This is a genomic window from Accumulibacter sp., from assembly GCF_023806565.1.
In the GTDB taxonomy this organism is placed as follows: Bacteria; Pseudomonadota; Gammaproteobacteria; order Burkholderiales; family Rhodocyclaceae; genus Accumulibacter.
Genome location: NZ_JAMTDV010000014.1, coordinates 1 through 13499 on the forward strand (window position 1 = coordinate 1; position 13499 = coordinate 13499).

Genomic DNA, 13499 nt, shown 5'->3' on the forward strand with positions numbered 1-13499 from the left:
GCGCCTCGCCCAGAGGGTCAGCGAGCACGCTGGCGTAAAGTCCTGGCTGGAGCGCGCAAGCAGCTAGACTCCCCCGGGCGCTGCGACACTCCCGGGCCGATGAATGAAGTGTCTCCGAAATGTCCCACGGCACCGACCCCGCAACGTAGAGAACGAGAGGGTGTTCCGGCACGAACCGAACCGTTTGCTGGACGAGTCTGGGCATCGGCGCTCCGTGGCGCGCGGCCGAGCACGCGACCGATCAGCCCGCCGAGCGGGTCGATGCTGGCAAGCCTGCCAGCGAAGGGACTTGCAATGGCCTGATCAGTCCGCGCCCTGAGCAATGGCGTGCCAGGACTGACAAGAGCTTTGTCGCGAAACCGACACCCCGATAGCCGCAGGAGCCGATCAGGCCTTGGTGACTGGCTGGCGCGGCGGGCGCGCTTCTTGCGTGGACACGCGGAACCCACCCGGAGCACGCACAATGTCGACAATCCTCCCCAGCGACCTTTTCGATGCCTGGCAAGCCGGCCTCGCCGACGGCAGCATCGTTCCCTATCTCGGGCCCGGCGTGCTGGCCGATGTGACCTCGCTGGCCGACGGTCGGGCGATTCCCGCGACCAGCGAGCAACTGATCCTGGCGATGAATGGCGGACGGCCGATGGCCCCGAAGCTGATGTACGAGTTCCCCAGGGCGGCGATGAACGTCGAACTCAGGCGCGGCAGGAACGCCGTCACGCGCTTCCTCGACAGCACGTACGGCGCCACGCGCTGGACGCGTGCGGCGCTGCACGCGTGGCTGGCGACGCTGCGGCCACCCTACGTAATCGACATCAACCGCGATACGCAGTTGCTCGATTCCTATGTCGGGACGCCGCACCTGCTGGTCCTTGGCTGCGCACGCCTTGGCGGCACCGACTATCGCTTCAAGCTGTATGCCTCGGACGGTGGCCGTTACCGCGCCATCTCGCCTGCGGAGGCCGATACGACGCTGCCGCTGCTCTTCAAGCCGATGGGCGCGCCGCTGCCGGAACCGAGCTACATCGCCTCCGACGCCGACTATGTGGACTACATCACCGAGCTGATGGGCGGTTTCGCCGTGCCGTCGTTCGTCAAGGCGCGTCGCCGTGGCCGGCGCTATCTCCTGCTCGGCATGCGCCTCGATCGTGACACCGAACGCATGGTCCTCGCCGACCTGATCCATGACGCCGCTGTCGAGCCCGCCGGCTGGGCGTTGATCGCCGAGCCGAACGCCAAGGAGCGGCGTTTCTGCCAGCGCATCGGCATCGAGATCGTCGCAGTCGATGCGCTGGCGCTGCTGGCCGAAGGCGTGCCAGGCTGATCTCCCGGCAAGCGCTCAGGCGGCGAGCGGCAGCAGGGCGCGCGCCTGCGCGCGACAGCGGTCGGCGACGCCGGCGTCGAGGGCCTGGAGCCAGCGTTTCGGAATGGCCTGCTGCCCGTACAGCGCACCCGCGAGCATGCCGGCGATGGCACCGGTGGTATCGGCGTCGCCGCCGCGATTGACGACGTCGACCAGGCAGTCCTCGAAACCACCGCCGTCGACCAGTCCCTGCAGGACGGCCTGCAGGGTTTCGACCACCCAGCCGCTGGGGTTCTCGCGGCGCGGGCGATCGCGGAACGACAGCGCGGGATGTGCCGCCAGCAAGGACCCCAGGTGGTGGCCGAGGGTCTCCACCAGCGAACAACCGCGCAGCAGATCCTGCACGGCCAGGGCGAGGAACTGACAGACCGCGTCGGAAACGAGGTTGTTGTGGGTCACGTGCGCCTGCGCCTGCACGGCCGCGCAGACGGCGGCTGGCGACTGGCCGAAGGTGGCCAGGGCCACCGGCAGCACGCGCATCGCGGCGCCGTTGCCGGCGTCGTGCTCGGAAGCCGGCGCGGCGGGTACGCCAGTCCGTCGGAAGGTGAGCAGGTTGCGGCGGACGGTATTGCCGATATCGACCGGCTTGCGCCGCATCCAGTCATCGAAGGCCTCGGCACAGGCGAGCGGGTCGACGCGGCCGCCGCTGGCCAGGATCGCATCGCCGAGAGCCAGCGACATGCTCGTGTCGTCGGTCACCTGGCCGGGCCTGAGCTTGAGCCAGCCGCCACCGACGATCCCGCGATGCACGCCGAAGTGATGGACGATCTCGCGCGGCGTCATGAACTCGACCGTGGCCCCCAGCGCGTCGCCGAGCGCCAGTCCGAGATAGGCGGACTCCGCTCGCGCCGTGATCGTGCTGGAGACGGTGGCCGGGGACGGCGTCACCGGCTCGGGTACTCGACCAGAATGTCCTCGTCGCGGACGATGTACTGACAGGCGAGGCGCCATTCGGTCGGCGGCAGATCGTCGACGTACATCTGCTCGATTTGCGCCTGCTTGATCTTGCCCATCTCCTTGAGCACCGCGACCTCGCGCACGTTGAGCGGACCGCCCATGTGGCCGTACTTGTTGTGACTGCTCTTGTCGACGCTGCTGACCTTGACCAGGCAGGTGCCGCACTCGCCGTCACCGCACGAAAAGTCGATCGGCACATGGTTCTCCTTGGCGAGCTTCAGGATCGTCTGGGTGTGGCTGCCGGCGACGGCGTAAATGGTCTTGTCCTTGTGCATCGGACTGGAAAAGGTGATGTTGGGCATGGCAGGCTCCTGGTGAATGGACGGGGGTGGGGTGAAAGCTCACGCTGGCTGGACGATGATGCTGCCGCCCAGCACCTGCGCCTGGCAGGCCAGACGGTGTCGGCGCGGCGCGAGGTTGTCCCTCAGCACCTGGTGTTCGAGTACCGATGGCTCGGCCAGGTGTTCATGGCCGGAGACGATCCTCGTCAGGCAGGTACAGCATTCGCCTTCGCGGCAGCCGTAGGTGATGCCCGCGCCGACCTTCTCCGAGACCTCGATCAGGCGGGTGCCTGCCGGCACGGTGACGGTGACGCCGATATCCTGAAAGGTGATGTTGGCCTTGGGCATGGGGTTTACTCCGATAAGTAGGGGGAATCAGGCGAGTTGGGAGAGGTCGATGCTGCGTGGCGTCGCGCGACCAAGCAGGTGCAGGGCGACCTCGCGACCGAGCTCATGGCAGGCGGCAAAGTCGTCGCCGGTTGGGGTCAGGCGGGCCCTGACGCCGGGCAGGGGAACGCGCAGCTTGAGGCGGCGCAGGCGGTCCTCGATCATTGGCACCGCCTCGCCGCTCCAGCCGTAGGAACCGAAAGCGGCAGCGAACTTGCCCTTGACGTCCACCATGGTCAGCGACGAGAGGAGATCCCACACCGGCTTGACCGCGTCGCCGTTGATCGTCGGACTGCCGAAGAGCAAGGCGTCCGCTTCCTCGATCAGGTCGACGAAAGGCTGCGCGTCGCCACCTTCGAGATCGTAAAGCGAGACGCGCACTTCGCCGGTCGCGCCCGACGCCGATTCGGCGCCGGCCGCCACGGCTTCGGCCATCCGGCGCGTGGCCCCGTAGGCCGAGATGTAGAAGACCAGCAGGCTCTTGGTCGCGGCGCCGTGCAGGGCGGAAGCGGCAAAGGCACGATAGCGGGCAACATAGTCGCGTGGATCGCGACGCAGGATCGGGCCGTGCGCGGGAGCGATGATCCGCAGCGGCAGCGGTTCGATCAGGTCGAGCGCCGTGCGCACGTAAGCACGGAAGGGGCGCATGATGTGCGCATAGTAGTAATCGAAGGAAAAGCGAAAGTCGCCGACCGCATCGTTGAACAGGCGGCTGTCGCAGTAGTGGCAGCCGAGGAAATCGGCCGAGAACAGGACCCCTTCGTCCGGCAGCCAGGTGCATTGGGTGTCGGGCCAGTGCAGATACGGCGTATTGAGGAATTCGAGTTGCCGATCACCGAGATCGGCATGATCGCCGGTGCCCACGTAAGCGATCCGCCCCGCCAGCTCGGCCGGATCGAGCAGTCCCTTCAACATCAGGCGGGCCTGCGGCGAGACCAGCAACGTCGCGCCGGGTGCTCGCCGCAGCAGTTCCGGCAGGGCACCGGAATGATCGGGTTCGAGGTGGTTGAGGACGATATGGGTGATTTCGTCGTAGTCGGCGATCGACTCCAGACGGCGAAAGAAGGTTTCGGAGAAATTGATCTTGACCGTGTCGATGATGGCGACACCGTCGCTGCCGCGCACCGCATAGGCGTTGTAACTGGTGCCGTTGGCGGTGCGCAGGATGATGTCGAAACTGCGCAGATCGGCATCGAAGGCGCCGATCCAGTGCACCCCGGCCGCAACGGACACCGCTCGCTCAAGGTCGGCAGCGGGACGCATCGACCTGTGGATCGTCGACGCGGCAGGGATAGGCGGCGCCTCCAGCCGTCTGCACATGGAAGGTACGTACCGCGCCGCGATTGTGCCGGCATGCTTCGAGGTCGCCGGCCGGCAGCTCGCGCAGGCCGATCCAGGCGTCGATTGCCGCGACGTCGAAACCCACCCGCCGTTCTTCGCCGACCTGCAGCAGCGGCCGCCGGATCAGCAAGGGGTCATGCCGCAACAGCGCCAGCGCGCTCGGTTCATCGAGTTGGTGGGGCACGATGGTTCCCTCCTTGATCGCCGGCGCTGCAGGGTTGAACCACTGGGCGACCGGCAGACCGGCGAGGAATTCCAGCAGACGCACATTGCTCCAGAACTGCCCGCGCAGGTCGCGGACCACCAGTTGGTGCCCGGAGGCTACCAGCAGGGCCTTCTGGCGGGCGTTGGCGGCACAGCCGGCCTTCTCGTAGAAAATGACCTCGGCCATGCTCAGCGCGCCGCAATCTCGGCCTGCGCCGCCGCCCAGCGCGCCGGCGGAATGCCGGTCAGCGAACCGGGTGGGTTCAGTGCTTCGCCGAGTTCGTTGATGATCGCTCCTTCGATCGGGCAGATGCTGGCGCACTGCGGCGCGGCAAAATCGCCGCTGCATTCCGTGCATCTGTCGGCGTCGATCAGAAAGTGCGGGGTCGCCGCCTGAATGGCCTGTTGCGGGCAGAGCGGTTCGCAAGCCCAGCAATTGATGCAGCTTTCGATGATTTCGAGGGCCATGCTCGCCTCCTCACGCGCACTTAGCCGCGATCCGTCCGATCGCCAACTTGCCGGCGACCAGCATCCCGTTCCACACCGCCATGACGGCCTCCTCGATCGGTTGCATGGCGTAATCGCCGTTCGGGTGAATTCCTGCCGCTTCCAGTTGCCCCCACGGTTCAAAGCCGATGCGCGAACAGAGCACGACTTCGCAATCGGCGAGCGCGCGGATCGTCGCTGCCAGCACCGCCTCGGCATCGCCACAGCTCTCATCACCGGCGCAATAGGACGCCGCCTTGCGGTGACCGACGAGGCGGGCGCCGTCTGCCGAGGCTTCGTATACCAGGAACTCCCTGGCGTGCCCGAAGTGCACGGCGACCAGCCCGTTCTTCGCCGCCACCGCCATCAGCACCGAACGGCCGACCGGATGCGCCGATTTCGCGACGTGCGGCTGCATCCGGATCACCTGCGGTGTTGTCGCGGCAGCTGGCGCCTGCGTTCTGGCGCGCTTTGCGGCCAGTTCGGCCGCGATCTGCGCGCGCAGCTCGGCACGCACGACTTTCGCCGCCTCGTGGTCGATCTCCATGGCCTCGATCTTGTCGAGCGTGAACTCGGCGCCACGATCCTCGCCGAGCAGGCCGACCGCATCGGCGCGGCACTGGCGGCAGTGGCGCATCATGTTCATGTCGCCGGCGCAGGCATCCTGCAGGGCCTTGAGTTCGGCCGGCTGCGGGCTGCGCTGGCCCATCACCCCGTAGAAGGTGCCGTGCCCGGCTTCGGCGATCAAGGGCATGACGTTGTGCAGGAAGGCACCCTTCGCCTTGACGATCTTCGACACCTCCGGCAAATGGGCATCATTGACGCCGGGAATCAGCACCGAGTTCACTTTCACCAGGATGCCGCGCGCGATCAGCATCTCCAGGCCCTTCTGCTGCTGCGCGATGAGGATCGCCGCCGCCTCGTGGCCGAAGACCCGCCGGTTTTTCCAGAATATCCACGGATAGATCCGGGCGCCGACCGCGGGGTCCACACAGTTGATGGTGATGGTGACGTGGTCGATGTGGTAGCGGGTCAGCTCCTCGACGTATTCGGGCAAGACGAGGCCGTTGGTCGACACGCAGAGCTTGATGTCCGCCGCCTTCTGCGCCAATTGCCGAAAGGTCTCGAAGGTGCGCCTGGGGTTGGCCAGCGGATCGCCGGGGCCGGCGATGCCGAGAACGCTCATCTGCGGGATCGTGGCCGCCACCGCCAGAGTCTTCCGGACCGCCTGATCCGGCGTCAGGAGCTCGGAAACGACACCCGGCCGCGACTCGTTGGCACAATCGTACTTGCGGTTGCAGTAATGACACTGGATGTTGCAGGCCGGCGCCACCGCGACGTGCATGCGGGCGAAGTAGTGATGGGCGTCTTCCGAGTAGCAGGGGTGATCCTGCACCCTGGCGCGGATGGCGTCCGACAGGTCGTCCATCTGGCGCACCGTGGAGCCGCAACTACCGGCGCTGCAGCCGGCGACAGCGGGCGGCGAGGGTTCGACGACAGGCAGATCCATGGCGAGCTTCCCTGGTGATTTCTCGGCTTTCGAGACATCAGCAGTAAAGCAACTGGCGTGCCAGGCCCTCCGCTTCTCCTAAGTCATTGCAAATAATCATTAGTCCATATCCGACAGCGATGTCGCAAACACGACAATGGCGGATTGACGACTGGTTGCGGCGACCTGCTTGGCCTTGGCGCTGCCATCCTCCGGGTGCGAGATCAGATCTGCTTCATCTCGATGTTGACGATCTGCACGCGGCAGGCGATCTGCCGCGGCGTCATGCCGAGCAGGCGGGCGGCGCGTGCCTGCACCCAGCCGGCGCGTTCGAGGGCCGCGATCACTCGCTCGCGCTCGCTGGGTTAGGCGAGGTGCTCGCGGTCGCCGCTGGCTCCAGCCACTGCCCGGGTGCCCGGCAGCGCGATGCTGCCGCCCGGGTGACCGGGCGGGGGAGCAGGCGCCATACCAGTCGGGCGTCTGCTGCTGCGCTCGCGTGCCTTGTCGATACGGATCAGCTCGGTGTCGATCTCGCCGCTTTCCGACATCACGGCGGCGCGTTCGAGGCAGATTTCAGCTCGCGCACGTTGCCTGGCCAGTGGCTCGGCAGAGGAATTCCTCGATTATTTCGGCATCCCTTACGACGTCCGCGTCGTACAGGTCAATCGCCTGCACATCCAGCAACGCCCTTACGATTGCCTCGCCAAACAGAAAGCGGGCAAGGTGCCGGACCATGCAGCCTACCGTGGCTGGCTGGCGCGCGCCTACTGCGACTTCGTCGAATCGAACGCTCAGGCCGAAAGCGTCTTCGCGGTGTTCCGCAGGCTCGAGGGCTCGTCGCTCGTCCCGCTGTCCTCGTTGAGCGACTGAACGCAACGGCTCTGGGACTACGGCGACGCTGGGCCTGACGCGCAATGTGCGCAACGATGGCACCTTCCACCGCCTCGCGACAGGCGCTCTGCTGGTGCGGCGCCGCCGCATTGGGCACGTGCGCGAAGTCGGTACTTTCCTGCAGGACCAGATCGTGTACTCGGTGCACTTCGTCGACGAGGGCCGCATCGTCGGCTGCCGCGAAGAAGAGTTGATCGCCGCCGAAGCACCGTGGATCGACAGCCACTTCAAAGTCCACCAGAAGGGCCGGGCGACTCGCTCGCGGACGATTCGCGGCGAGTTGCGAGTGCCGCCCAGCAGTCGCGGCGAGGTGCTCGATCTTGAACAAACGGGTGCCCAAGGCGTCTTCTATCCCACCCATTTCGATTGCCTGCCGGGGAGGCCGCTGCTGGTACCGGAACATGCACTGGAAGAATGGGAGAAGCACGGTAAATGATCCGGACAGGGTCTACTTCTCGCTGAAACTGGCTGCACGCCTGTACCGAAAACCACTGGAATCGCTGACGCCCGACGAACGGCGACGGGTGAACAGCGTCGCCAGCCGACAACAACGGATCGAAGCCCGGATTCTGGCGACACCGCAAACCGCGGCCGTCGTGCTGCCGGAAGCGTCGATCGAAAGCGGCCTGATGGAAGTCCGCAGCCGCTATGGCAACGATGACGAGTATCACGCTGACCTCGAGCGCGTCGGCCTGAATCCCGTGTCTTTGCAGCAAGCCGTGGTGCGCGACATGGTCGTCGAAGCGATTCTCGAAGCCGTTGCGGCAAGCTCGACGGCGGTCAGCGAGACAGACACCGAGATCTTTTGGCACCGGCACAAGGATCGCTTTCGCGGCGCGGATACGCGCGTACTCCAGCACATCCTGGTGACCATCAACGAACGGCTGTCGGGCAGCGAGCCATCTGTCGCCCACCTCCGGATCGAGGCGATCCGTGGCCGTCTGGTCAAGGAGCCGCAGCGTTTCGCCGAACAGGCGTTGAAACATCCGGCATGCCCGACGGCGATCATCGGCGGGCTGCTCGGCACGGTACCGCGCGGCCAGCTATACCGGGAACTCGATGCCGTCGCCTTTGCCCTTGCCGAGGCAACGCTGTCCGAGGCGGTCGAGAGCCGGTTCGGCTTTCACTTGATCTACTGCGAGGCAATCGATCCCGAGCGAATTCTCAGCTTCGCCGAAGCCCGCGGCAGCATCCGCCAGTATCTCGAAGTGCAGCAACGCGACAGTTGTCAGAAAGCCTGGATCAAGGACCTTCGCCAGCGAGCGCAGGCCGACAAGGACTCCTGAAATCGTCTCGCGGGCGAAGTCGACCGGCGCAAGCTTCGCGGCCGGACGAACCGGTTTCTCGCGAGATGCCTTCCGGACCACTTGCGGATTGCCCGGCAGATGCGCCCCGAGGAAATTCCTCCGGAGTTGGTCTCGGTTCTGAATGCGATGCCGGCAGTCTCCCTCGGCGATGAGGGCAGGAGGGATGCTGGACTGGCCAGTCGAATCCTCTATCCTGGGCTGCTCCTTGCGGGAACCACGGCCTTGCCTGGCGAACCGGGGAGAGTGGGCCGCCGGCCGAGGACGGACAACGCCAGCACGACGGCCGGCGCCGGCCTACTCGTCGTCGTCGCGCCAACTGTCGCGGCGTGGCACGGTTTGCGGATCGCAGGTGATGGAGCGGTAGATCTCGACCCTGTCCCCCGGCCGCAACGCCGTATCCGGCTTTACCAGCCGACCGAAAACCCCCACCTTCTGCGTTTCCAGGTCGATCGTCGGAAAGGACTGGAGAATGCCGGAGCGGACAATCGCGTCGCGCACGTTCGACCCGTCCGGCATTTCGATGGTGAGCCATAGTTGCTGGCCCGCTTCCGAGTAGGCAACTCCGATTTGCATGCTTCTTCTCCCGCTTATTTCTCTGGCTCGAGAGCAGCACCGCGGCGATCGCGTCCGTAGATGCGCGGCCTGCAGTAGCTGTCGATCACCGGCGTCAGCGAGTTCATCAGCAGCACGGCAAAAGCCACCCCCTCCGGGTAGCCGGCCCAGGTGCGAATGACATAGCTGAGCAACCCGCAGCCAGCGCCGAAGACGAGCTGTCCGCGTGGCGTGTTGGGCGAGGTGACGTAGTCGGTGGCAATGAAGAACGCACCGAGCATCGCCCCGCCGGAGAGCAGATGGGTCCCGGCGTCCAGATAGCATGCCGGGTCGACGGCATGCAGGAGGGCTGCCGGCACGGCAATTCCCAACAGCATCGCCAGCGGAATGTGCCAGCTGATGATGCGCAGGCAGATCATCGCCGCGCCACCGGCGACAATCAGCCAGGAAGCAGTCTCGCCGAGGCTGCCGGGCCGGCTGCCATACCACGAAGGCACGGGCGCATGCAGCAGGGACTGCGCGAGATCGATTCCGCGCGCCATTTCGGTCTTGGCAAAGCCGAGCAGGGACGCACTGGCGACCGCGTCGAAAGCCGGCTGCATGCCGTGGAAGGTGATCATCAGGCCGGTGAGCGGCCCTGGCGCGGAGACCGAGAACATCGGCAGCGGCGCCACCCAGGCGGTCATCTGCACCGGAAACGAGATCAGCAGCGCCACTCGCCCGACCATCGCCGGGTTGAACAGGTTCTGCCCGAGTCCGCCAAACACCTGCTTGCCGACGATGACCGAGAACAGTCCTCCGAAGGCGCCGATCCACCACGGCGCCCACGGCGGCAGCGACACGGCGAGCAACCAGCCGGTCAGCACCGCCGAACCGTCGCCGAGTGTCGGGCCCGCATCACGCCGCATCAGACGGAGGCAGAAACCCTCGCCAAGCGTCGCGGCAGCCACGGTGACGATCCAGAGATACACCGCCGGCCAGCCGTACAGCCAGAAGCCGAACAGGGTGGCCGGCGTCAGCGCGGCCATGACCCAGGTCATCACGCGGCGCACGCTGTTCGCGGTCGCTGCGTAGGGCGCCGCCACCGGCCGCTCGCTCGATCCTGGCATCATGTCGTTTGTTCCGCGGGTTTGGCGGCGCCGGCCCGAGCCCGGGCGGCCGCTCGCTCGGCCTGGCGCCGCGCCGCGAGTTCGGCCTTCTCCTTCGCGTCGCGCTCGAGACGGGCGAGGCGCGCTTCGGCGAGCCGCCTGCCCGCCTCGGTACGCAGCCTGGCGCGCTCGCGCGCTGCCAATTCCCCCTTGGCGTGGCTGAAGTACTGGACCAGGGGAATGTGCGAAGGACAGACGTAGGCGCAGCAACCGCAGGAAATGCAGTCGCTGAGCGAATAGCCGACGGCTCCGTCGAGGTCGCCTGCACGAATGTGCGCCGCCATTTCCAGCGGCAGCAAGCCCATCGGGCAGGCGCGGGTGCAGGATCCGCAGCGGATGCACGGACCGGTCGCAGGAACGGCCGTTTCCGCGGCGGTGAAGGCCAGGACTCCGCTGGCTCCCTTGACCAGAGGCACGCGTCCATGCGGCAACAGGGTGCCCATCATCGGGCCACCGAAAAGCAGCCGCGCCGGCTTTTCCTTGACGCCGCAACAGGCGAGCAGATCATCGACCAGACAGCCGAGCGGCGCGAGGACATTCCCCGGCCGGGTCACCGCGCCACCGTTGACGGTCACGATGCGCTCGACCAGGGGCTGCCCGAGACGGATCGCTCGATGTACGGCGGCACAGGTCGAGACGTTGTGTACCAGCACGCCGACTTCGGCGGCGCGCGCGTCGGCCGGCACTTCCTTGCCGGTCAGCGTCTCGATCAACTGCTTGTCCGAACCCATCGGGTAACGCGCGGGCACCGGACGAATCTTCACTTCCGGGTAGGTTGCAGCGGCCCTGGTCATCGCCGCGATCGCCTCCGGCTTGTTGTCCTCGATGCCGACCAGCGCGCTCTCGGCACCGATGGCATGCATGATGATGCGCGCGCCGTCGACCACCTGCGCCGGGCAGTCCCGCATGATGCGGTCGTCACTCGATAGATAGGGCTCGCACTCGCCGCCATTGACGATCAACGTTCGTACCGACAGCCGCCTGCCGAGCGCAAACTTGACCGCGGCCGGAAAGGTCGCGCCGCCAAGACCGACAACGCCGGCGGCGGCAGTGCGCCGCGCGATCTCCTCGGGCGCCAGCGCAAAGGGATCGGCGACCGGGTCGGTCTCGATCCAGCGGTCGGCGCCGTCGGCTTCCACCGTGATTGCCGCCAGGCCGAGCCCGGAGGGATGCGGGGCCGTCACTTCGCCGATGGCCGTCACGGTTCCCGAAACTGGAGCGTGAATCGGCGCCGAGATGTTGCCCTGCGACTGCGCGAGCAGTTGCCCTTTCAGGACCTTCTGTCCGACCAGAACCACCGGTCGCGCAGCCCCCCCGACGTGCTGCTGGAGCGGCAAATGGACGCGCGCCGGTCGCGGCAGAACGCGCAACGGGGCATCGGCGGCCGGGCGCTTGTGGTCGTCGGGATGTACGCCCCAGCGTGGCTCCCGAAACAGACGTTCGATCAGTCCCATGGTGAATTCCTTCAGGCGACGGCCGGCTTTGGCCAGATCCAGTGCGGCAGGGTGACCGGCATCGGCATCAGTCCGATGGCCTCGGTCGGGCAGCGTTCCAGACACGCACCACAGCCGGTGCACGCTTCGCGAATGATGTTGTGAATCTGCTTGGCAGCACCGATGATCGCGTCCGTTGGGCAGACCTTGCTGCAGCGGCAGCAACCGGTGCAGATCTCCTCGGCGACGACGGCGAGCAGGGGACCGTCATCGCGCACCGCGGAGAGGTCGATCCTGATCCCGAGTTTGGCGGCAATCGCCTCGGTGACCGCGCGCCCCCCCGGCGGACAGAGCGTCGGCGAGGCTTCGCCACGGGCCAGTGCGGCCGCGGCCTGGGCACAGCCGACGAAGCCGCACTGACCGCACTGCGAGCCGGGCAAGAGCGCCTGCAATTCGGCTTCGAGCGGGTTTTCCTCGACCGCCAGATAGCGCGCGGCGACGCCGAGCAAGGTGCCCAGGGCGATGCCGAGGGCGGTCAGACTGACGACTGCCAACATGATGCTCTCCTTCTCAACCGGTACTGATGCCGGAAAAACCCATGAACGCCATCGCCAGCAGGCTGGCAACGATGAAACCGATCGGCGGGCCGGCGAACAGCCGCGGCACCGTTGCCAGCGCCAGTCGCTCGCGCAGACCGGCAAAGATCACCATCACCAGGCTGTAACCGAGAGACGAGGCGAAGGCGAACAGTGCGCTGGCGAGGAAACTCAGCCGACTTTCGACCAGCAGCAAGGCAACGCCAAGCACCGCGCAATTGGTCGTGATCAGAGGCAGGTAAATGCCGAGCATCTGGAACAGCGACGGCGAAACCTTGCGCACCGTCAGCTCGGTGAATTGAACGGCGCTCGCAATCACCAGGATGAAGGTCACCGTGCGCAGGAAGCCGAGCCCGAAGGGCGCCAGCAGGTAGTTCTGTACCGCCCAGTCGGCCATCGACGAAACGGTGATGACAAAGGTCGTCGCGAGTCCCATGCCGGCCGCCGTATCGATGCGCGTGGTCACCCCCATGAACGAGCACAGGCCGAGGAAACGGGCGAGGATCACGTTGTTGACCAGCGCCGCGCCGATCATCATCAAGGCATACTCTTTCATGCTCCGCCCTTTCCCCCGGTCGATGGCTGAAGCGACTCGCCGGGCGGCACCCGCCGCAGGAAGCGTGGCGCCAAGTCGCCACGGGCCAACAGCCGTCGGGCAGCGCAGCGGGCGATCACGACGCCAAGGGCGAGGCCGACGGCGGCGGCGGCCAGGCTGGCGAGGTCGCCCGCGAACCACACCTCTGCGATCGCGGCGCCGGCGAGCGCCGTCGCCAACGGCAGTCCGTAGGCGATCAGCGCCGCCTGGAGCAAAGCCCGTGGCGCGACGCCGACGACGATCCGTTCCCCCACCTCGAGTCGTTGCGAATGGGCGAGCGCGAAGCGCCGCTCCTCGATGCGTCTGGCCAGGCTGCCGATCCCCTTGCCGCATTGTCCGACGGCAGCACAGCCACCGCAGCTCGTGCTCGGCTCGGGTTGCAGCCAGACGACTTCGTCATCGACCCGGACGACGTGGACGATTCCTTCGACGGCACCCCGCTCTGCCGGACTGCACACGGGCATTGGCTCGT

17 protein-coding genes and 1 pseudogene are annotated in these 13499 nt (G+C 66.6%); 4 read left to right on the forward strand and 14 right to left on the reverse strand.

Going from position 1 to position 13499, the window contains the following annotated elements; genetic code table 11:
- Positions 1–463: 463 nt before the first annotated feature.
- Complete coding sequence (locus tag NFV80_RS01460; RefSeq protein WP_295325371.1) at positions 464–1321, forward strand: SIR2 family protein; 858 nt, start codon at positions 464–466, stop codon at positions 1319–1321.
- A gap of 15 nt (positions 1322–1336) precedes the next feature.
- On the opposite strand, the gene draG is transcribed toward NFV80_RS01460, so the two are convergent.
- The 8 genes and pseudogenes from draG to NFV80_RS01500 form a co-directional block, all read right to left on the reverse strand.
- Positions 1337–2248: an ADP-ribosyl-[dinitrogen reductase] hydrolase gene (gene draG, locus NFV80_RS01465; RefSeq protein WP_295325368.1), complete on the reverse strand. Its 912-nt coding sequence runs from the start codon at positions 2246–2248 to the stop codon at positions 1337–1339.
- The gene (locus NFV80_RS01470; protein ID WP_034950897.1) at positions 2245–2619 is read right to left on the reverse strand and encodes a 2Fe-2S iron-sulfur cluster-binding protein; all 375 of its coding nucleotides are present in this window, start codon (positions 2617–2619) and stop codon (positions 2245–2247) included. The genes draG and NFV80_RS01470 overlap by 4 nt, the downstream gene beginning before the upstream one ends.
- Positions 2620–2658: 39 nt before the next feature.
- Complete coding sequence (locus NFV80_RS01475) at positions 2659–2946, reverse strand: 2Fe-2S iron-sulfur cluster binding domain-containing protein (RefSeq protein ID WP_295325361.1); 288 nt, start codon at positions 2944–2946, stop codon at positions 2659–2661.
- Positions 2947–2973: 27 nt separating this feature from the next.
- On the reverse strand, positions 2974–4248 hold the full coding sequence (locus NFV80_RS01480; RefSeq protein WP_295325358.1) for an FprA family A-type flavoprotein: 1275 nt from the start codon (positions 4246–4248) through the stop codon (positions 2974–2976).
- Positions 4226–4717: an ArsC/Spx/MgsR family protein gene (locus NFV80_RS01485; RefSeq protein WP_295325356.1), complete on the reverse strand. Its 492-nt coding sequence runs from the start codon at positions 4715–4717 to the stop codon at positions 4226–4228. The genes NFV80_RS01480 and NFV80_RS01485 overlap by 23 nt, the downstream gene beginning before the upstream one ends.
- A gap of 2 nt (positions 4718–4719) precedes the next feature.
- A complete protein-coding gene (locus NFV80_RS01490) occupies positions 4720–4998 on the reverse strand; it encodes a 4Fe-4S dicluster domain-containing protein (RefSeq protein WP_295325354.1) in 279 nt (92 codons plus the stop codon).
- A gap of 10 nt (positions 4999–5008) precedes the next feature.
- Positions 5009–6526, reverse strand: a complete 1518-nt coding sequence (gene nifB / locus NFV80_RS01495) for a nitrogenase cofactor biosynthesis protein NifB (RefSeq protein WP_296757606.1) — start codon at positions 6524–6526, stop codon at positions 5009–5011.
- 203 nt (positions 6527–6729) lie between these two features.
- A pseudogene (locus NFV80_RS01500) lies at positions 6730–7106 on the reverse strand (helix-turn-helix domain-containing protein); the annotation flags it as partial.
- Between NFV80_RS01500 and NFV80_RS01505 the strand changes: the two are divergent.
- The 3 genes from NFV80_RS01505 (at position 7097) to nifM (ending at position 8682) form a co-directional block, all read left to right on the forward strand.
- Positions 7097–7375 carry a nitrogenase-stabilizing/protective protein NifW gene (locus NFV80_RS01505; protein WP_296757625.1) on the forward strand — a complete coding sequence of 93 codons (279 nt, stop codon included), beginning with the start codon at positions 7097–7099 and terminating at the stop codon, positions 7373–7375. The pseudogene NFV80_RS01500 and the gene NFV80_RS01505 sit on opposite strands and share 10 nt — an antisense overlap.
- 94 nt (positions 7376–7469) lie before the next feature.
- Entirely contained in the window at positions 7470–7832 is a 363-nt protein-coding gene (locus NFV80_RS01510) for a nitrogen fixation protein NifZ (RefSeq protein ID WP_366143387.1), read from the forward strand.
- The gene (nifM, locus tag NFV80_RS01515; RefSeq protein ID WP_295325347.1) at positions 7798–8682 is read left to right on the forward strand and encodes a nitrogen fixation protein NifM; all 885 of its coding nucleotides are present in this window, start codon (positions 7798–7800) and stop codon (positions 8680–8682) included. The genes NFV80_RS01510 and nifM overlap by 35 nt, the downstream gene beginning before the upstream one ends.
- A gap of 315 nt (positions 8683–8997) precedes the next feature.
- Here nifM and NFV80_RS01520 read toward each other — a convergent pair whose 3' ends face one another.
- The 6 genes from NFV80_RS01520 to NFV80_RS01545 are packed head-to-tail and all read right to left on the reverse strand — an operon-like array spanning position 8998 to position 13491.
- Positions 8998–9276 carry an RnfH family protein gene (locus tag NFV80_RS01520; RefSeq protein ID WP_295325344.1) on the reverse strand — a complete coding sequence of 93 codons (279 nt, stop codon included), beginning with the start codon at positions 9274–9276 and terminating at the stop codon, positions 8998–9000.
- 14 nt (positions 9277–9290) lie between these two features.
- Entirely contained in the window at positions 9291–10367 is a 1077-nt protein-coding gene (locus tag NFV80_RS01525; RefSeq protein WP_295325341.1) for an RnfABCDGE type electron transport complex subunit D, read from the reverse strand.
- Positions 10364–11857, reverse strand: a complete 1494-nt coding sequence (rsxC, locus tag NFV80_RS01530) for an electron transport complex subunit RsxC (RefSeq protein WP_295325338.1) — start codon at positions 11855–11857, stop codon at positions 10364–10366. Before rsxC ends, NFV80_RS01525 begins: the two co-directional genes overlap by 4 nt.
- An 11-nt stretch (positions 11858–11868) precedes the next feature.
- On the reverse strand, positions 11869–12396 hold the full coding sequence (locus tag NFV80_RS01535) for an RnfABCDGE type electron transport complex subunit B (protein WP_295325378.1): 528 nt from the start codon (positions 12394–12396) through the stop codon (positions 11869–11871).
- A gap of 10 nt (positions 12397–12406) precedes the next feature.
- Positions 12407–12988, reverse strand: a complete 582-nt coding sequence (gene rsxA, locus NFV80_RS01540) for an electron transport complex subunit RsxA (RefSeq protein WP_295325335.1) — start codon at positions 12986–12988, stop codon at positions 12407–12409.
- The gene (locus tag NFV80_RS01545; protein WP_295325332.1) at positions 12985–13491 is read right to left on the reverse strand and encodes a SoxR reducing system RseC family protein; all 507 of its coding nucleotides are present in this window, start codon (positions 13489–13491) and stop codon (positions 12985–12987) included. Before NFV80_RS01545 ends, rsxA begins: the two co-directional genes overlap by 4 nt.
- Positions 13492–13499: the final 8 nt, after the last annotated feature.

Bases quoted from the DNA above. Each gene is read 5' to 3' on its own strand.
- NFV80_RS01545 (WP_295325332.1), bottom strand. From the start codon at position 13,491: ATGCCCGTGTGCAGTCCGGCAGAGCGGGGTGCCGTCGAAGGAATCGTC.
- NFV80_RS01525 (WP_295325341.1), bottom strand. From the start codon at position 10,367: ATGATGCCAGGATCGAGCGAGCGGCCGGTGGCGGCGCCCTACGCAGCG.
- rsxC (WP_295325338.1), bottom strand. From the start codon at position 11,857: ATGGGACTGATCGAACGTCTGTTTCGGGAGCCACGCTGGGGCGTACAT.
- NFV80_RS01470 (WP_034950897.1), bottom strand. From the start codon at position 2,619: ATGCCCAACATCACCTTTTCCAGTCCGATGCACAAGGACAAGACCATT.
- nifB (WP_296757606.1), bottom strand. From the start codon at position 6,526: ATGGATCTGCCTGTCGTCGAACCCTCGCCGCCCGCTGTCGCCGGCTGC.
- NFV80_RS01460 (WP_295325371.1), top strand. From the start codon at position 464: ATGTCGACAATCCTCCCCAGCGACCTTTTCGATGCCTGGCAAGCCGGC.
- NFV80_RS01490 (WP_295325354.1), bottom strand. From the start codon at position 4,998: ATGGCCCTCGAAATCATCGAAAGCTGCATCAATTGCTGGGCTTGCGAA.
- rsxA (WP_295325335.1), bottom strand. From the start codon at position 12,988: ATGAAAGAGTATGCCTTGATGATGATCGGCGCGGCGCTGGTCAACAAC.
- NFV80_RS01475 (WP_295325361.1), bottom strand. From the start codon at position 2,946: ATGCCCAAGGCCAACATCACCTTTCAGGATATCGGCGTCACCGTCACC.
- NFV80_RS01520 (WP_295325344.1), bottom strand. From the start codon at position 9,276: ATGCAAATCGGAGTTGCCTACTCGGAAGCGGGCCAGCAACTATGGCTC.
- nifM (WP_295325347.1), top strand. From the start codon at position 7,798: ATGCACTGGAAGAATGGGAGAAGCACGGTAAATGATCCGGACAGGGTC.
- NFV80_RS01485 (WP_295325356.1), bottom strand. From the start codon at position 4,717: ATGGCCGAGGTCATTTTCTACGAGAAGGCCGGCTGTGCCGCCAACGCC.
- NFV80_RS01480 (WP_295325358.1), bottom strand. From the start codon at position 4,248: ATGCGTCCCGCTGCCGACCTTGAGCGAGCGGTGTCCGTTGCGGCCGGG.